General features: G+C 46.1%; 18 protein-coding genes. 8 read left to right on the forward strand and 10 right to left on the reverse strand.

Features of this window, described 5'->3' with window-relative positions; translation table 11 throughout:
* Positions 1 to 79 precede the first annotated feature (79 nt).
* Both WOA13_RS06385 and coaBC read right to left on the reverse strand, forming a co-directional pair.
* On the reverse strand, positions 80 to 952 hold the full coding sequence (locus WOA13_RS06385; protein ID WP_342127109.1) for a pantoate kinase: 873 nt from the start codon (positions 950 to 952) through the stop codon (positions 80 to 82).
* Between the two features lie 4 nt (positions 953 to 956).
* Entirely contained in the window at positions 957 to 2,186 is a 1,230-nt protein-coding gene (coaBC, locus tag WOA13_RS06390) for a bifunctional phosphopantothenoylcysteine decarboxylase/phosphopantothenate--cysteine ligase CoaBC (protein WP_342127110.1), read from the reverse strand.
* A gap of 94 nt (positions 2,187 to 2,280) precedes the next feature.
* Here coaBC and WOA13_RS06395 point away from each other — a divergent pair, with 94 nt between their 5' ends.
* The 3 genes from WOA13_RS06395 to WOA13_RS06405 are packed head-to-tail and all read left to right on the forward strand — an operon-like array spanning position 2,281 to position 4,758.
* On the forward strand, positions 2,281 to 3,294 hold the full coding sequence (locus WOA13_RS06395; RefSeq protein ID WP_342127111.1) for a Vms1/Ankzf1 family peptidyl-tRNA hydrolase: 1,014 nt from the start codon (positions 2,281 to 2,283) through the stop codon (positions 3,292 to 3,294).
* A gap of 11 nt (positions 3,295 to 3,305) precedes the next feature.
* Entirely contained in the window at positions 3,306 to 3,938 is a 633-nt protein-coding gene (locus WOA13_RS06400; RefSeq protein ID WP_342127112.1) for a DUF7109 family protein, read from the forward strand.
* Between the two features lie 31 nt (positions 3,939 to 3,969).
* Entirely contained in the window at positions 3,970 to 4,758 is a 789-nt protein-coding gene (locus WOA13_RS06405; protein WP_342127113.1) for a 23S rRNA (uridine(2552)-2'-O)-methyltransferase, read from the forward strand.
* A 41-nt stretch (positions 4,759 to 4,799) separates the two neighbouring features.
* Here WOA13_RS06405 and WOA13_RS06410 read toward each other — a convergent pair whose 3' ends face one another.
* A complete protein-coding gene (locus WOA13_RS06410) occupies positions 4,800 to 5,099 on the reverse strand; it encodes a DUF211 domain-containing protein (RefSeq protein WP_342127114.1) in 300 nt (99 codons plus the stop codon).
* Positions 5,100 to 5,286: 187 nt separating this feature from the next.
* Here WOA13_RS06410 and WOA13_RS06415 point away from each other — a divergent pair, with 187 nt between their 5' ends.
* Entirely contained in the window at positions 5,287 to 5,925 is a 639-nt protein-coding gene (locus WOA13_RS06415) for a histidinol phosphate phosphatase domain-containing protein (protein ID WP_342127115.1), read from the forward strand.
* A 126-nt stretch (positions 5,926 to 6,051) separates the two neighbouring features.
* Here the strand turns inward: WOA13_RS06415 and WOA13_RS06420 are convergent, their stop codons facing one another.
* Genes WOA13_RS06420 through WOA13_RS06435 form a run of 4 tightly spaced genes read right to left on the reverse strand, consistent with a single transcriptional unit; the run spans position 6,052 to position 8,804 of the window.
* On the reverse strand, positions 6,052 to 6,642 hold the full coding sequence (locus WOA13_RS06420; protein ID WP_342127116.1) for a hypothetical protein: 591 nt from the start codon (positions 6,640 to 6,642) through the stop codon (positions 6,052 to 6,054).
* Positions 6,643 to 6,683: 41 nt separating this feature from the next.
* Positions 6,684 to 7,229, reverse strand: coding sequence for an XTP/dITP diphosphatase (locus WOA13_RS06425; RefSeq protein ID WP_342127117.1), 546 nt, complete (start codon positions 7,227 to 7,229; stop codon positions 6,684 to 6,686).
* Positions 7,222 to 7,794, reverse strand: a complete 573-nt coding sequence (locus WOA13_RS06430) for a Kae1-associated kinase Bud32 (protein ID WP_342127118.1) — start codon at positions 7,792 to 7,794, stop codon at positions 7,222 to 7,224. Before WOA13_RS06430 ends, WOA13_RS06425 begins: the two co-directional genes overlap by 8 nt.
* Positions 7,794 to 8,804, reverse strand: a complete 1,011-nt coding sequence (locus WOA13_RS06435; RefSeq protein ID WP_342127119.1) for a bifunctional N(6)-L-threonylcarbamoyladenine synthase/serine/threonine protein kinase — start codon at positions 8,802 to 8,804, stop codon at positions 7,794 to 7,796. Before WOA13_RS06435 ends, WOA13_RS06430 begins: the two co-directional genes overlap by 1 nt.
* Before the next feature lie 115 nt (positions 8,805 to 8,919).
* On the opposite strand from WOA13_RS06435, the gene WOA13_RS06440 reads away from it, so the two are divergent.
* The 4 genes from WOA13_RS06440 (at position 8,920) to WOA13_RS06455 (ending at position 12,963) form a co-directional block, all read left to right on the forward strand.
* Complete coding sequence (locus WOA13_RS06440; RefSeq protein WP_342127120.1) at positions 8,920 to 9,195, forward strand: hypothetical protein; 276 nt, start codon at positions 8,920 to 8,922, stop codon at positions 9,193 to 9,195.
* A 398-nt stretch (positions 9,196 to 9,593) separates the two neighbouring features.
* Positions 9,594 to 10,169 carry a helix-turn-helix transcriptional regulator gene (locus WOA13_RS06445; RefSeq protein ID WP_342127121.1) on the forward strand — a complete coding sequence of 192 codons (576 nt, stop codon included), beginning with the start codon at positions 9,594 to 9,596 and terminating at the stop codon, positions 10,167 to 10,169.
* Positions 10,166 to 11,032 (forward strand): hypothetical protein, encoded by an 867-nt coding sequence (locus WOA13_RS06450; RefSeq protein WP_342127122.1) that lies wholly within the window; start codon positions 10,166 to 10,168, stop codon positions 11,030 to 11,032. The genes WOA13_RS06445 and WOA13_RS06450 overlap by 4 nt, the downstream gene beginning before the upstream one ends.
* Positions 11,029 to 12,963, forward strand: coding sequence for a HEAT repeat domain-containing protein (locus tag WOA13_RS06455; protein WP_342127123.1), 1,935 nt, complete (start codon positions 11,029 to 11,031; stop codon positions 12,961 to 12,963). The genes WOA13_RS06450 and WOA13_RS06455 overlap by 4 nt, the downstream gene beginning before the upstream one ends.
* A 120-nt stretch (positions 12,964 to 13,083) precedes the next feature.
* Here WOA13_RS06455 and WOA13_RS06460 read toward each other — a convergent pair whose 3' ends face one another.
* From WOA13_RS06460 to WOA13_RS06470, 3 genes are all read right to left on the reverse strand, one after another.
* Positions 13,084 to 14,205 carry a DNA topoisomerase IV subunit A gene (locus WOA13_RS06460; protein ID WP_048205781.1) on the reverse strand — a complete coding sequence of 374 codons (1,122 nt, stop codon included), beginning with the start codon at positions 14,203 to 14,205 and terminating at the stop codon, positions 13,084 to 13,086.
* 1 nt (position 14,206) lies between these two features.
* Positions 14,207 to 16,075: a DNA topoisomerase VI subunit B gene (locus WOA13_RS06465; protein ID WP_342127124.1), complete on the reverse strand. Its 1,869-nt coding sequence runs from the start codon at positions 16,073 to 16,075 to the stop codon at positions 14,207 to 14,209.
* Between the two features lie 262 nt (positions 16,076 to 16,337).
* Positions 16,338 to 16,769: a nucleoside deaminase gene (locus tag WOA13_RS06470; RefSeq protein ID WP_342127125.1), complete on the reverse strand. Its 432-nt coding sequence runs from the start codon at positions 16,767 to 16,769 to the stop codon at positions 16,338 to 16,340.
* Positions 16,770 to 16,795 lie beyond the last annotated feature (26 nt).

The raw sequence follows: 16,795 nt of genomic DNA on the forward strand, positions 1-16,795 counted from the left end.
ATGAATTAAGAAGTACGTTCTTTTTATTAATATTTGTTTCGCATTATTACGAACTAACGTGCGAATCTATATACAAATTTCAAGGATGTTGATAAGACGACGTAACTCTATAAGTAGTAACCTTTCCAAAAGTTGAGAGAACTTCAATAACATCTTCTTCTGCATCATCGAACGAGCAGGCAAAGACAGTCTCCCCCAGCATTGCCTGGGAAGCCATACCACCTGCAGAATCTACTGCTTCTATTGCCTCCATTACACGATCGCTCGCAAGACCGCACTTTAGAGTGAACTGCTTTGACAGGACCATGAAATTCTCAACAGTAGGACGGGACAACAAATCACGCAATGCTGAGCTGCCTGCAGAATTTACGTCCTTCATTATCACAGGATCACTAAGCACAGAACCCGTGGAAAGCTCACCAAGAACTATACAGTGTACATTAAATGAAGGTGATGGAACACGATCAAGAACTCCGTGAGGAGGACATCCGGGAGACCTCCTGATAGGAATGCCGCCAAAATACTGCCCCTCCACATCCCCCATGCCGCTCCCGTTGGTAACTTCCGCCACATGCACAGCCTCCACGATCTGATTGGAGGTCATACCAAGCGAGAAAGCATCATTAAGAGCATAGGCTGTGCTCAGAGCACCTGCTGCCGATGCACCAAACCCGCAACCGATAGGTATTGAGGAAGTGCATTCCACGCGAACGGGAAAGTCCACGAGCTGTCCTATGACAGAGCGGGTAGTCTCCGCCCGAACAGGAATACCATCAAGAAATATCTCGGTGTTTTCCGTGTCACCTGTAACAACGGTATCGATGCCACCATCAATAACAATGCCACAACCTGTTGACCCCTTGTGACGTGGGTCCGGGTCATCATGTATCTCAAAAAAACCTGTGATATGACCAGGTGCAAAGGCCCTGCCTGCAGAACTCTCAGTTAACATCTGATCAGTTTTTCCTGAAGATTTCTTCCACATTGTCTGCCAGCGTCTCGGCTATCAGCCTTTTGTTACCGCTTACATGTGTGATAGCATCATCTCTTGCAGAGATGATATGAACATCGTTCTCCACAGTACCCATCCCTGTAATGCTAACCTCGTTTGCAACTACCATGTCAAGATCAGCAGCCTCAAGGGACTCTCTTGCACGTGCAATAAGCTCATCCTCTGTGATGCCTGCTTCTGCCTTGAAACCAACAATGGAAATCTCAGGGTATGCATTACGCACTTCCCTTATCAGCTTGCGGGTGCTCCTGAACTTAAGGGAAAGGTCTTCACCAGATTTTATCTTACTTTCACTGGCATCAAGAGTGTAATCAGAGATCGCTGCTGCACTTATCAGCATATCATACCCATGCTCGAGCTCTCTTAGAGTTGCATCGATCATCTCACCTGCACTTTCAACAAGGATCTCGTTCACACCTTCGGAGTCAAGTCTGCCATTGTGGACAACCGTGACCTCGGCACCACGACGATAGAATTCCATGGCGAGCTCCCTGCCGGTGCGACCTGAGGAACGATTTGTGATCACACGAATAGGATCTATAGATTCTGCTGTTGCACCGCTTGTGATCAGTACCTTCTTCCCCGAAAGTGTGCTGCTGCCAAGGGAACGTTCCACTTCAAGCAATATCTGATCATTGGATGCTATCTTCGCAATCCCCTCTTCAAGATGCGGCCCCACAAATGTGACATCCCAGTCCTGAAGCTTGTTAATGTTCTCCATCACAGCAGGATGCTCATACATGGAATTGTGCATTGCCGGAACAACGATCACAGGTGCACCTTCCCCCATTGCCGTGGTCGCAAACGTCGTAACAGGAGTATCATCGATACCATATGCCATCTTACCGATCGTATTGGCAGTCGCCGGTGCCACAAGGAGAAGGTCTGCACAACCTTCGGAACCAAAGAACTTCACATGTTCGACCTCACCGGTGATCTCAGTGATAACATCATGCCCGGTAGCATAATGCAATGCATAGGGATGAAGGATATGCTGTGCCTCTTTGCTCATCACAGCATAGACCTCTGCTCCGTTGCGTATAAGCTCACGTGCCAGTTCAACAACACGTACTGCAGCTATGCTGCCGGTAACAGCAATGACAATGACCTTTCCGGAAAGGGAAGCACTGCTCTGACCCTTTATCCACATAGTAGGATGACGTGACATATTCATCAAATCCACTTTGTGTTCTAATGATAAGTAGCTTACTGAAATTCTTCTTAAAAACGGTATTCTTTTTATTCCTGAAACGCTTAAATTGAGACGAATGTCCGGAAAAAAGAAAGTCGCAGGAAACCTGGGCTCATTGCTTAACAAATATTCAGGAAAGGAAAAACTGGAGGACGAGATCGACAAGCTCCAGTCACACATCCTTGAGCTGGAGATCGACAGGAAAAGGTTCGAGAAGAACGAGAACACTGCAAAACGTGCCCTCGCTGCAAAGCAGGAAGCTGAAGAAAGCCTTAAGGCAGCGAACGTGAAGATCGAAACGCTCACACACCAGCTTGAAGGAAAGAAAGCAGAGGTTTCAGAGGAGATATCATTTACACTTATCGAGGAGATCGTGCTGCCGCAGATGAAAAACTATACATCACAGGCAGCATCCATCAGATCGGACCATGATTCACTGATAACTGCATATATTACTAAAAAGGAGATGAATTTGAATGCAGGAATCTCAAAAGACGTCATGAAAGAACTGGACCAGAACAGCCAGTACCTGCTTCAGAAGATCAGGTCTGACACAGGATATGTAATGTTCTATGACAGGATGCAGATGATACAAGAAGTCATAGTCCCCCCTCTTCCTTTCGAAAGAAGTTCTATAGGAATATCGGATTCATTCATTACTGAGCAGCTAAATGAAACCCTCACAAAGGACATCAATATATGTGTCCTGGCAGCCCACGCCGGAGAATCGCTCATAGGCATCTCCTCTGACAGGACAGTATTTGACGAGGACATGGTCATCAGAAGCAGTGTCAAGGCCAAACATACAAAGGGCGGATTCAGCCAGAGACGTTTTGAAAGGCTCCGGGATGAGGATATCGATCACCATGTTGAGAAGGTCAGGAACGCTCTGAAGAACATGCTCGAGCAGTCCACAGTTGAAATTGATATGATCGTTGCATGCGGGGATACCGTACTGGCAAATTACATCCTTGAGAACATAGATACTGATATTGCTATCCTGGAAAGGAACATTGATGCCAGGATCGAGAAACACGATACGAACAGTATATTAAGAAGTCTCTTCAGCTGTCGCCGATATAAACTTTGAAAGGAGAGAACATGGTACAACCGGAAGAAATAGAAGGTATGGTTGACGCACTTGGGGCTGTCACATATAAAGAAATAGTAGAGTTCGTTCAGGAACTTGCATACACCAGAGAAGAGGATGTGCCCGAAGAGGAAGAGATCTCAAAGTTGCTGGAAAAAGCAGTTTCCGAGCATCTTCTTGAGACAATAACTTCCGGGGAGCTCATGGGATCGGATCCGGAAGAAGGGCACGAAGTAGAAAAAGAAGAGGAAGGAAAGGAAGAGGCAGAGGTAGAGGTAGAACAAGAACTGATCAACTACTATATAGTGGGACCAAATGCATTCCCGGACTTTCCATTTGACCTTAGCGAAGTGATCGATATCCTGAAACTGGACCGCCGAGAGGTCGATCCGGATAAACTGACCAGGAAGTTCTCCAGAAGGCTGAAAGCCAGGATCACAAAGCTCGAGCACAACATAGAGGCATTCGCTAAAGGGGAGGACACCGCCATTGACATCCCCACCCTTGAACACAGGTACAGTGACCTGTTAAACGTTTACTATGATTATGACTCATGGATCGAAGGCGGCTTTCCGGAGATGGAGGACGAGGTGCTGTCCATCAGCAAACAGATCGATGCCCTGGGAGCAGCACAAGATATTTGATGTTTGTATGCGATGAGAGGTGAAGATAGACATGGCAAGGCATAGAAGAGATACCTATTACTGGCGTGCAAAAGATGAAGGGTACCGTTCAAGGGCAGCCTATAAGCTTTTCCAGATCAATGAGAAATTCAATGTTATAAAGGAAGGCGACACAGTGGTAGATCTTGGTGCCGCACCTGGCGGCTGGCTTGAGGTCGCAAAGAAGCTCACAGACGGGAAGATCGTCGGAGTAGACCTTCGCCGCATCAAGGATATCGAAGGCATAGAAACGATCAAAGGGGACATAACCTCCGATGTGACGATCAAGAAGATAATCGACCTGGTCGGCGAGGACGGAGCTGATGTTGTCATCTGTGATGCTGCACCGAACCTGTCCGGAAACTGGAGCCTTGACCATGCACGATCCATAGACCTTACCACATCTGCACTGGAATGCGCAAAGAAGATCCTCAAACCCAACGGACACTTTGTTGTGAAGGTATTCCAGGGAGATATGTTCAAGGATTACATGGATAAAGTTCGTAAAAGCTTTTCATTTACCAAGGCATACTCACCGCATGCCTCAAGATCTGAAAGTGCAGAGATCTATGTGATCGGCAAGAAGTTCCTCACTGCACCCTTGCACAGGGATGACAAATTTGATGTCGTTATCAAGGAAATGGGAGCCAGCGGAGATGGCATTGCCTATGTTGAAGATTTCGTTGTGTTTGTAAAAGAAGCTGAAAAAGGCGAATCTGTGAAGATCCAGATCACTGACGTCAAGCCAAATTTTGCATTTGCAAAGGTCATTGAACGTAAAGAAGAGACGGCATCAGACTGAATGATCCCGTAAATATCCTATTAAAAAGCAAAATATACCCTTCAGCGATCCTGAAGGGTTGGCACTTCTTCTACAAGCCTGTTGCCTGCAGCCACTTCATCTATACTGTGTACAACTGCACCAAGCTTTTCAATGGCTTGCCTGACCACATTATAGTCGATCTGATCACCTTCGATAGTGATCTTAATGTTCTCTGTTTTCTGGTCGACCTCATACAGCCCGATGTTCACACCGGTAATACCATCAATAACACTCAGGGTTTCCGCCAGTTCAATAGTAGAGGGATGGTGAGGTTTCAACACATCCAGAACCAATCTTCTTATTCCTGTCAATTTATTCATCCTTCCCAAAATTTCCGATAAGCTACGAAGAGCTATAGAGATATAGATCATTTAGATTATCAGAAATTAGTTTTTCTCAGCAAACCTTATATAGATATTGACATTAAAGAATGTTCGTACACAAACGATTTATATTGGAATGACGTTTTAAGGACCATTCTTTTTATAAAATGTTGCAGGTGAGCAAATGATAGACCTACACACACACACCGTTTTCAGTGACGGAGAACTCATACCAAGCGAACTTGTGCGTCGTGCGGTTACTTTTGGATACCGTGGCATCGGAATAACCGATCACGTTGATTATACCAACATCGAGCATGTCCTCTCATGCGTAAAGAAAGCAAAGTATATGGAAGAGGTCATGGACATAAAGGTACTTTCCGGAGTTGAGCTGACACACGTTCACCCTGCAAAGATAGCCCCACTTGCAAAGATGGCAAAGGAACTGGGAGCAGAGATCATTGTGGTCCACGGAGAGTCACCGGTGGAACCAGTCGCACCCGGAACAAATGCTGCAGCTGTTGCCTGTGAAGATGTTGACATCCTCGCACACCCCGGTTTCCTCACAACAGAGGAAGCCCAGATGGCATTGGATAACGATGTCTGCATAGAGATCACTGCAAGGAACGGACACAACAGGACAAACGGACACGTCGCAAGGATCGCTAACGAGGTCGGCGCTACAATGGTAGTGGATACCGACACCCACAGTCCGGATAATCTTATCACAAAAGAGACGGCCCTGAAAGTGGCAATGGGAGCCGGACTTACAGAAAGCCAGGCAAAGCAGGTGCTTGAGAACTCAGTACGCTTTATCCAGTGATTTCAGGAAGATCCCATTGCAGGATCTGAAATGAACACACATGAGTGTCGGCATGTTCCGGCACGTAATTCTTTTTTTATTTCATATATCTACAAGAGTATTTTCATTTTTCAAAAGACACTAACCTTAAAAATGACTGAGGGTCTTCTTGCCCTCATCGAAAACAAGCTCAAAGGTAAACTCCCCGCTGATCGGCCCTTCTATCATAACGCCTTCACTGGTGTTGCTATTCGGATAAGCACTTTCGTGGAAGATCCAAAGCCCATTTTCCTCCTGAGCGCCTTTCCTGAAATGTACAGTTTCACCACTGATAAGTACACGTGTTTTGAAACCGCTGGCATATCCGCAGAGGATGATATTGTCTTCCACAGACCATTCGGTATTCGAAATATTACCATCACCATCAGGGTCGGGATCAACACCAAAAGCAACATACATGACATGCTCAGGCAGGGAAAGCTCCACAGTGCACATCGAACCGTCCGTCCCCTTTGAAGAGACATCCCTGGCATAACCATGCTGTATGGAGGAGATCTTCAGGGCAGCTTCCTCCAGCTGCCTGTCAATATCAGTGTCATCCACCACAGGAGAAATGTTGTTCCATGCAGCAGTTGCGAGCAGGATGACCAGTGCAGTAATTGAAAGATAGACAACCATCTTCAGCGGAATGGTGTCCACACCACGCGTATCCTCGAGAAAACGTTGAAGGTTGCTCACGATCACCACAACTGCTCAGATCACAATTACTTGCTGGACAATCAATCCAGCCACTCGAAGAACTTGTCAAGTGCCCTTCGCCTGTGGGAAAGAGTATTCTTGATATCGGTTCCGAGCTCACCGAAGGTCTTGCCCTCGTACTCGAATATAGGATCATACCCGAACCCGCCTGTGCCGCGCTCCTCAAATGCGATCTGCCCTTCCACAGTACCTGCGAACACAGAAGGTTCCTCCCCGGGTTCGCAATAGCCGATCACGGACTTGAAGACGGCAGTCCTGTCCTCCTCATCTTCCATGAGCTTGAGGACCTTCTGATTCCCGAGATTATCCTCAACAAATGCAGAATACGGACCAGGGAATCCGTTCAGTGCCTTGATGAACAGGCCGGAGTCATCAACCATTACAGGATGTTTCAACTTCTCAGCAGCCCATTTTGCACCGTATGCAGCGATAGGCTCAAGGTCGTCTTCCTGAAGTTCCGGATAGCCATCGGTGTTCTGTATCAGCTCAATGTCCTTTGCAGCCAGTATCTCCTTTGCCTCTCCGAACTTACCCTTATTTCCAGTAACAAATACCATTTTACGCATAACGACCCCTCTTCTCGATCTCTTTTACCCGGAGCAGTACATCATCCGCCCCTTCGAGTTCTCTTCTGTAACCGCGACAGAATGCATCAATTAATTCTTCATAATTTGCATGTGTGCTTTCAAAGGTCTGGAACAGCACATGGATATCCACACCTCTGGATTCCACCGAACTGTCAACGAATGCCAGACCAAAATCGATCAGGTAGATACGATCATCCTTCACGACCATATTGGAAGTGGTAAGATCACCATGGATGATGCCACCACTGTGAAGCCGACCGATCACTTCTCCGACCATTTCACACATGTCAGCATCCACCAGATACTTCAGTGGCTTCCCATCAATAAATTCCATTTCAATGGTGAAATCATAGATATCATGAATAATAGGCGTCGCGACACCACATCGCCTTGCTTCCGACATCAGGCGTGCTTCTGCCCTTGTCCTTTCCTTGCGGATCCTCTCATCCAGTTCCTGAACCCTGTACCGCTTGGGTATGCGCTCCTTGACCACGAAACCGTCTTTAAGAGCAACATTGGCCTCAGCACCACTTCGCAGGTACATCAAAGAACCTCCTGATGCTTATCTGCAATCCAGGTTACATCCACAGTATCCGGCCTGAAGCTCGGATCCACATGTGAGTTTTCAATCGGAGTGGTGGTTCCTGACTTGAACATCAACAGGCCCGTATATGCGATCATTGCACCATTGTCACCCATGAACCTTCTTTCAGGAACATAGAAACGTGCTCCACGGTCATCACACATCACATCAAGCATCTCCCTGAGCCTCATGTTCGCACCCACACCACCTGCAAGCAACACCTCACTCTTGCCGGTATGTGCAAGTGCACGCTCAGTGACCTCCACAAGCATTGCAAAGGCATTTTCCTGGAAAGAATAACATACATCCTCAAGGGAGTTGTTGCTTAACGCATCCTTGGCAGCCGTTGAAAGTCCGGAAAAGGAGAAATCCATCCCTTTGACGACATAAGGCATTTTGACATAGCCTGTGGCTTCCTTTGCATATGCTTCCACCTTTGGTCCACCGGGATGGCTTAAGCCTGCACTCCTTGCGAACTTGTCAAGAGCGTTACCTATGCCGATATCAAGGGTCTCCCCGAATATTCGATACTTACCGGCCCTGTGAGCAAGGACCTGGGAATTGCCACCACTTACATACAGTACCACCGGATCAGTTGCCGGCGTCTTCCACCTGCCGATCTCGATGTGGGCAATACAGTGGTTCACGCCCACCATAGGGACATCAAGAGACATTGCAAGTGCCCTTGCAGATGTGGCAACGGTCCTCAGACAGGCACCAAGACCCGGGCCCTGAGAGAAAGCGATGGCATCGATATCCTGAGGATGATGACCTTTTTCCCGAAACTCATTCAGGAGCCTTTCAATAACATCAGAGGCATACATTGCATGGTGCTGGGCAGCTTCTCTGGGATGAATACCACCAGTAGCCGGACGATAGGTCTCAGTGACCTCTGCGATAACATCATCTTCGTCAACAATAGCTGCACTCAGGTTCCATGCTGTGCCTTCTATACCAAGAACTGTGGTCAATAGGTAATTCTCCTTGAAAAGTAATGTCGCTTTTTTGTGTGTATTAACTTTGCTTCCTTACATATAACTTACCAGTTGAGAAACGTTTTAGTAGTTAGCAAGCCAATCCACCATCATGGAAGAGAAGACAAGAGCAGAGCGCAAAAATGAAAACAGACCGGAAATAACAACCGAGGAACTGCTTCATAACATCGGCAAGCCAAATCTTGGAAGCCACGTACCACCATCACTGAGCGAGGAACTTCCTGCTATGGATGGAATTGAGTTCATGCCTCACAAGACAGCAGGATTACAGTCACCTGCAGACATGTGGATCGACAGGCCAAGGATGACCGAGAACCTTCACAAAAAGGCTGTTGTTGAAAATATCCTGAAAGGCAGGACACTTTAAGGTCTAATTTTTAAGTAAGATGATTTGAACAAAAAATCATCTATAACACATCCCCGGAAATTTTCCAGTTGGAAGAGGACTTTTTCTGTCTGAATCCAATGAGGAACTGGCATTGGGACAAATTTTCTTCTTTTACTTTTTGCCTTTTACTTTACGTTTTGCTTTTGCTACAAAACATTCCGTATTTTACATCATCAATTCATTGACATGATAACTACACAAAAAATAGCATTATGTTAAAATAACATTATGAAGTTAGTTATTGTAATAAATTTGATTTTCAACATCGAGAAGCGGTGGTCTTAGAAATGTGAGACGTCCTGCCTTCCTGTCAAAGTCAAATTATATCATTCGTTTCACACTTACATAATTTTGTAGAAAGTGAGATGGTGTAATTGATGAAGTCCAGAATCAGAACAACATTGACAGCAGGGATCTTCATAATATCAAGTATAGTTGTGATCAACGTACTTCTGGTAAACAATCCTGTTGTCATACAAATTGAAGGCGATGCTTTCAAGATAATTGATATTCCCTACAAATATACGGTTAATGAAGCATACATGCTACTGTTCTCTGCCTTCCTCTGTGGATTTAGTCTTGCCCTAGTACTCCTTGATATTGGTGTATTTCAAACCGAACCGCAGGAGAAGGAAACCATGAAGGAAAGGTCAATGGAGGATACAGCATTGAAGGACAGAACATTGGAGAACTTTCAAGAACCAGAGAAAAGGGACATCTCAGGCATCATATTGAAAGCCCTTACCGGCGATGAAAAGAAGACCGTTGAAATTATCCTGAATAACGAAGGCCGTATCCTTCAGAATGAACTTGTGAACTCTCTTGATTTTTCAAAGGCCAAAGTATCAAGGATCCTAATCAATCTTGAAAAGCGTGGAATTGTCAGGAAAAGTAAGTATGGACTTACCAATTGCATCTCACTTGCTGATGATATAAGGGGTGAAACGAAATGAGAAAAGAATTTCTGATCATTGCATTGGTCATTTTCATACTGATTTTTGCAGGGATCTTTCTGCATAAAGGGGATCGCGATGATGTCAGTATTGTTGCTTTAAACGCTCCCCCTACAGTGGGTTTGAATGTGGTAAATCAGTTAGAGCTTGTTATCCAGAACAATGAAAGCCACATCGTCAATGTCGATCTCGATGTGAAAAATGCTTTTGTTGATGAGAACGGAAAAGGTCTTTCGACCTCGAGAATAATCATATCCAGCATACCTGGTGAAAACCAGAATGCCTATGACCAGGGCGCCATATCCGGAAAAGTAGCACTGGTTCCTGGAGAAAACAGAATACAGGTACTTGTTGGCTACGAAGCAACCGGAACTTACGATGTTGAAGTTAAACTTTACCAGAATGAGCAGGTTGTTGATGAGAAAACAACATCAATTAAGGTCCTGCCACCAGAATTGTCGGTGGAGCTGGAGTATACTGAAAAGAGATCAGATGATGTGCTGGCCTATATGATAGATGGATACATCCGAAATGAAGGTCCGGGTAGAGCAGAAGATGTCGATGCAACTATAATAATATCGGATCTGGAATCCGGAGAAGTCCTATCCTCGGAAAACTACCAATACGATGTAGGAGGCAATACGAAAACCTTGTTGAGGGAATGGAGAGACCTTCCAGCAGCGGTTATTGAGCTATCTCCGGAAGGAGTCACCGAGGAATTATACAGACCCCTGGAAAGTGTTGTTAAGGGGAAAACAGGAGAAGCGTATCTCGTAACTGTAGAAATCAAATGGAATGACCAATTCGATTCAACAGAATTGATCATTCCGGGTAGTAATGAGCAAACGGGGGGTTTGTTATGAGAAGATCATCAGGATATTCATTCGATCATGTATTGAACTGCAAAAAAATAATACACCTTTGTCTGCTGGTCATTGTGGTAACCGGATTTACTCTCGGTTGTGTTGATACGGACAAGGCCCAGCACAAAAATCTTACCTTTGAGGACATTAAAAGTGAGAACGAATCGATCCGTCAGGATGCTATCGGGAATCTGGGAATCATTGGTGATGATGAATCCACGGATATTCTGATAGGAATATTACTGGACAAGAACGAATCTGACGACATTCGTATCAGTTCAGTGAAAGCTCTTGAAGAAACAGGAGATGGAAGGGCGATAGAGCCTCTTATTTCAGTTCTGGAAGAGAATAATCCTGCACTGTTGATAGAAGTATCAGAAACACTTGTACAATTTGGTGATCCTGCAACAGAAATGCTCATTCACTCATTCGCTGATAACAGTAAACCAGAATTCCGGGCAAACATGATGTATGTACTTTGCATGATCGCAGACGAGGACATTGATTATTTCATTGAGAAACTGAATAGTGAGGATGCAACCACTCGAGGAAATACTGCACTCTTTCTTGCCGAGCTGGGAGACGAAAGATCATTGGATGCCCTTATCGTTGCCCTTGAGGACAATACCCGGTATGTCAGGAGACATGCGGCCAGAGGTCTCGGGAACATTGGAAACAAGAAGGCTGTACCTTCCCTTATCCAGGCCATGAGTAATACTAGCGAATCACGGGAAGTTCGCAGTAATGCTGCAATTGCTCTTGGTCAGATCGGAGACGATGAGGCAGTGGAGCCCCTTATACAGGCATTAGAGGATGATGATTGGCTACTCCCAAGAAGTGCGGCAACCGCTCTTGGAGAGATCAGTGATACTAAAGCTGTACCCGATCTTACTGCCGCACTAAAAAGAGATGAAGATCTCACTGTACTCAATGCCGCTATGGCTCTTGAAAAGCTGGATGGAAGCGGAGTAGACAAATTAATTGACCTATTGAAAGATGATGACAAACATGTCCAGAAAAATGCAGCATATGCTCTGGCCGGAATCGGTGGTGAAAAAGCAATAGGTCCATTAATAGATCTGCTGGAAGATGCTAACGAGCATGAAGATGCAAGGGCAGCTGCAGCAAGTTCATTGGGAACAATAGGTGATAAGGATGCTGTCCTGCCACTTATCCGGGTACTCGAGGATGAAACTGAACCCACCGCTGTCAGGAAATCAACAATAAGTGCATTAAGACGGATCGGAGACGAAAGAGCAACGAAACCGATAATTGAGGGTCTGAAAGATGATGACCCGCAGATCCGGGAAGCTGCAGCATTCGCTCTCGGAGAGATGGGGGATGAGAGTGCACTGGATGCACTTATCCTGTCAATGGAAGATGAGAACTGGAGGGTGAGGATATCCGCAATAAAAGCTCTTCAGAACTTTGATGAAGACAAGACCTTACTTCCAATTAGCGATCTGCTGGACGATGATTATTGGGCCGTCAGAAAGACAGCAGCCCAAACACTTAGCACAATTGGAAGTCAGCAGGCAATACCTCCACTCATTGAAGCGATTGGTGTAGAAAAGGAGAAAGATGTAAAGACTGCCATGGTGAGGAGCCTTGGGGACATTGACGATGGTTCATCAATAGATCTGTTCATCCAGCTATTGCAGGACAAGTCTGAATTCCAGAGTGTCCGGGAAGCTGCAGTCATAGCTCTTGGAAAAACCGGGAATGGACAGGCGTTAGCTCCGTTAATTCAGGTAATGCTGGACGAAACGGAAGCATTCGAGCTTAGGTTAGAAGCTGCAAATTCGCTAGGTAGGATCGGAAGTCATGATGCAATCGACCCACTTTCCCGGATATATCAGAACCCGGGAGAGCATTATGACTTAAGAACTGCTGCGCAAGAAGCCATTGCGAATATAGGAAGTGTTCCATAAGCAACGCTTGTAAATTATTAAAGAAAACAGGAACGTTCTTAGTTGTGTTTGGATCGGGTAGAATTCAAAAGCAACTAAGAACAAGCACTTTTTTAAACAAAATGACAAAAGGTGGATGGATCAGATAATATCCATCTCACTCAGCCTGTTCGGAAGATACGTATCCGTCACGAAATCCAGACCCTTTCCTGCAAAAGCTTGTTGTTCGGCCTTTTTCTTAATGTTAAGCTGCAGGCTTATTTGTTCTTTCCAGTAGTCGCTTGCAAACCTCGGGTCAGTCATCTCACTTCTCAATGCATCGATATCCTTGTCGGTGAGCTTGTCGGTGGAAAGTTCATATTCCACGATATCGGATGGCTGCACCCCAATGAACTTTGCCGCAGGTGTTGCCATGAACTCAGAAAGGTGAGCACTCTTGATAGCACCGTAAGCAACAGATGCGAAGATCCTGTAGGACCATGGATCACCATCAGTAAAGACCACTACTGGTATACCGAGCTCTTCGTTCATCCTCTTGATAAGACGACGTGTTGACCTGGCAGGCTGACCTTTCAGGTGTACAAGAATGGCATTGTACTTTTCATCAAAGCCATTTTCGATAAGTCTCGCATACATACCACCAGTCTCTATCGCAATGATGAACTTGGCATCATGATCAAGGAACTCGATGTTCTCAACGTTGAACGGAATCTGATAACCGCTCTCACCGATATCCTCCTGGCAGTGTATGACACGTGCACCACGTTTTGTTTCCTCGCGTATCCTGATCGGACCGAACATGGTAGCTCCGTCCTCTTCCGGACGCATGTGGAAATATTCCCTCTGGAGCGCTGTTATGATCTCAAGGTCTTCGATCAGCCTGTTACTCTCGGCCTGCTCGCGGAACTTGGCGATATCCCAGTTCTCTGAGATATAGTACAACTCCCTCAAGGTCGAACCACGGTCCTGTGCAAGGTGGTTCTTTACCAGGAAATCCACAGAATGTACGGTCTTGAGCAACTGGAAAGCACCCTTGACGGTCTTGGCGGTCCTCTGGGTCTCACGGTCGCCATATACCCAGACATCACTATCTTCACTGTACTCGATGTTGTTCTTGGTACGGCTTGAAATGCTGACATTCGGGACGACCTCGTCCACGAACTGGTCGTAAAGACTCTCGGTCAGACCGAGCAGGCGGTTCTTTGCCAGCAGATCATGCTGTTTTTTCTGTTGTGAATATCTTGATTCTACATCGTCTGCCATTTCAGATCACCCCTTTGATAGCCTTTGCACCGGTCACAAGTTCTTCCTCCATACCCTCCACGATCAGTTGCGGAAGTCTGGATATGTCAGACTCAGTGACTGTCTCCAGTTTGTAGGTCACCGCTTTGGAAGCATCAGGAGAAAGCTTGAGGTTCCAGACATAATCATAATCGCTGCCCATTGAGATGATCTTTGGCTCAGGTACAACATCCCTGATCTCATACGGGAGCATGTCATGAAGTTTGAAATCGGCAAGTTTGCTTCCATGGTTCTTCACGGTCACAGATACATTGGCACCACCATTTCCGTCAAGCTCGACCCTGCGCATGACAAGAAGGTTACCCATTACCTTTGCAACCACAGGGTTGATGTCGGGAACATCTCGCTCAAGGGTCTCAGCAAGTTTTTGTGCCATCTTTGGCAGCACTTTGGTGATTATGACCTCTTTCTCACGCCTCTTCTTCAGGGTACCCTGACGTTTCAAATAACGATTCAGTTTCCTCGATACTTCCTTGACGGCCAGTTCAACCTCGTCCCTGATCTCAGGGATCTCAGCAATGGCATCCTTGGACTCGGAAGTGAAAGGAACATTGGTGGACGCAACATGGATAAGGATCACCACAGGACCGGTGGGCATGCCACCTCCCGGCTGGTTCAGTCCGTACTGTTTCCACTTGATGCCCTCTACCGCATGAGTTGTAACGCAGCCACCCTGCTGGTAGAGCAGCGGAACACGGTTGGCAAATCTCATTATATCCACACGGTCGTCCTTCTGGAGGTCACCGCCGTATGCAATACCTACTTCCACAACGAAAGGATTTCCTGAGAAAACGGAAGCCGACCTTGTGGTGGTCGCAATGAAATCAACATTGAACTCCTTCTCAAGCCCCTTATAGATCAGTTCTTCACCGATAGGAGAGAGACAATCGGTTGGAGGAGACATGATCTTTACCTTCTTGAAGGCATCAAGCAATTTCTTTGACATATCCCTTGAGATCTCCGACGGAGGCATCTCAGGGTCGAGTCCTGCTGCCTTGCAGATCTCTTCGGCTGTGAGCAGGCCAATCTTGGAGAAAGAATAACGTAAGAACGGTGCAAGCTTCTGGCGCTCTGTATAGCGAAGCATCTTCATGAGCGTACCGAGCTCAATGCCGTGAGGATGTGGCAGGATCTCCTTTGCAGGAACAGGGAGCTTGTCTGTTGCCCTTTCAAATATGACCTCATTACCATCCGGCTCGATAAGTGTGATCCTTGCATGAGGATTGACGATGGCAGTCGCCTTCAGGTACTCATAGATGGACTGCCTGCGACCCTTTACATAGGAAGCTTCCATCTCCATCTCCACGCGTGTGCCGTGAGGACGGTCCCAGTCAATGACCTCATCAAGAAGGATCTCCGGGTCATTGGTACTGGTATTGATCATGAGCTCATAGTGGTGAGCAGGGGAACCACTGCCGATCTTGGAGATGATCTTTGTGGGGTGGCCTGCTGTGAGCTGGGCGTAAAGGACAGAAGCTGATATTCCGATACCCTGCTGTCCACGACTCTGCTTCAGTGCATGGAAACGTGAACCGTAAAGCAGCTTTGCAAATACCTTGGGGATCTGCTCCTTTATGATACCGGGACCATTATCCTCAATTATCACCGAGACATTGTCCTTTCCCACACGCTCAATATGAAGCAGGATATCCGGTAGGATCTCTGCTTCCTCACATGCATCAAGGGAATTGTCCACTGCTTCCTTTACGGTAGTGATAAGACTGCGTGGTGCCGAATCAAAACCAAGGATCTGCCTGTTCTTCTCAAAGAATTCCGCAACGCTTATCGCCTGTTGCTTTTTTGCAAGTTCTTCTGCAATTGGGGCTGCCATAGAATATTCATCCTGCTCTGTAAAAACTGATAGGAATAACAACTGTACAATTCCTGATAATTTCAGGACCTATTGACTGTAATCACTAAAAAATGGGATACAAGATATTTATTAGTTTTCAGCCTCACAGGTTTCAGAGTGACTGAAAAGGATTAAATTTCTCTAAGATCAAAACGAAAAAGTGACCAACGCAAAACCGCATCTAATGCAGATGGTACATCGGTCCAAAACGACAAAAAAATAATTTCCGGAGCAGAAGAAGTTATTCCCCAATATCTTCGTTCCAGAGTTCCGGATTGCTTCTGATGAAATCTTCCATCATAGCCACACATTCATCGAGATCAAGGTCTACCACTTCAACACCGTGGGATTCCATGAATTCCTTTGCACCCGGGAAGGTCCTTGACTCGCCAACAATGACCTTTTTGATCCCAAATTGTACAACCGCGCCAGCACAAAGATAGCATGGCATCAAAGTGGAATAGAGAATCGAGCCCCGGTAATTCCCGATCCGTCCTGCATCCCTGAGGCATGATATCTCAGCGTGTGCCATGGGATCGTCCTCCTGTACACGTAAATTATGGCCCTTGCCAATGATAGTATCATCCCTTACGAGAACTGAGCCGATGGGAATTCCACCATCACTGCTTCCGGATCTTGCTTCGTCTATTGCTGCTTCCATGAATTTGTCCATTAATACACTTCCTAAATATTAAAATA

This window comes from Methanococcoides sp. LMO-2 (assembly GCF_038432375.1).
Taxonomy (GTDB): Archaea; Halobacteriota; Methanosarcinia; order Methanosarcinales; family Methanosarcinaceae; genus Methanococcoides; species Methanococcoides cohabitans.

What these genes read in the sequence shown, in the direction of transcription:
- WOA13_RS06385 (WP_342127109.1), bottom strand. Translation starts at nt 952, where the DNA reads ATGTTAACTGAGAGTTCTGCAGGCAGGGCCTTTGCACCTGGTCATATC.
- coaBC (WP_342127110.1), bottom strand. Translation starts at nt 2,186, where the DNA reads ATGAATATGTCACGTCATCCTACTATGTGGATAAAGGGTCAGAGCAGT.
- WOA13_RS06395 (WP_342127111.1), top strand. Translation starts at nt 2,281, where the DNA reads ATGTCCGGAAAAAAGAAAGTCGCAGGAAACCTGGGCTCATTGCTTAAC.
- WOA13_RS06400 (WP_342127112.1), top strand. Translation starts at nt 3,306, where the DNA reads ATGGTACAACCGGAAGAAATAGAAGGTATGGTTGACGCACTTGGGGCT.
- WOA13_RS06405 (WP_342127113.1), top strand. Translation starts at nt 3,970, where the DNA reads ATGGCAAGGCATAGAAGAGATACCTATTACTGGCGTGCAAAAGATGAA.
- WOA13_RS06410 (WP_342127114.1), bottom strand. Translation starts at nt 5,099, where the DNA reads ATGAATAAATTGACAGGAATAAGAAGATTGGTTCTGGATGTGTTGAAA.
- WOA13_RS06415 (WP_342127115.1), top strand. Translation starts at nt 5,287, where the DNA reads ATGATAGACCTACACACACACACCGTTTTCAGTGACGGAGAACTCATA.
- WOA13_RS06425 (WP_342127117.1), bottom strand. Translation starts at nt 7,229, where the DNA reads ATGCGTAAAATGGTATTTGTTACTGGAAATAAGGGTAAGTTCGGAGAG.
- WOA13_RS06430 (WP_342127118.1), bottom strand. Translation starts at nt 7,794, where the DNA reads ATGTACCTGCGAAGTGGTGCTGAGGCCAATGTTGCTCTTAAAGACGGT.
- WOA13_RS06440 (WP_342127120.1), top strand. Translation starts at nt 8,920, where the DNA reads ATGGAAGAGAAGACAAGAGCAGAGCGCAAAAATGAAAACAGACCGGAA.
- WOA13_RS06445 (WP_342127121.1), top strand. Translation starts at nt 9,594, where the DNA reads ATGAAGTCCAGAATCAGAACAACATTGACAGCAGGGATCTTCATAATA.
- WOA13_RS06450 (WP_342127122.1), top strand. Translation starts at nt 10,166, where the DNA reads ATGAGAAAAGAATTTCTGATCATTGCATTGGTCATTTTCATACTGATT.
- WOA13_RS06455 (WP_342127123.1), top strand. Translation starts at nt 11,029, where the DNA reads ATGAGAAGATCATCAGGATATTCATTCGATCATGTATTGAACTGCAAA.
- WOA13_RS06460 (WP_048205781.1), bottom strand. Translation starts at nt 14,205, where the DNA reads ATGGCAGACGATGTAGAATCAAGATATTCACAACAGAAAAAACAGCAT.
- WOA13_RS06465 (WP_342127124.1), bottom strand. Translation starts at nt 16,075, where the DNA reads ATGGCAGCCCCAATTGCAGAAGAACTTGCAAAAAAGCAACAGGCGATA.
- WOA13_RS06470 (WP_342127125.1), bottom strand. Translation starts at nt 16,769, where the DNA reads ATGGACAAATTCATGGAAGCAGCAATAGACGAAGCAAGATCCGGAAGC.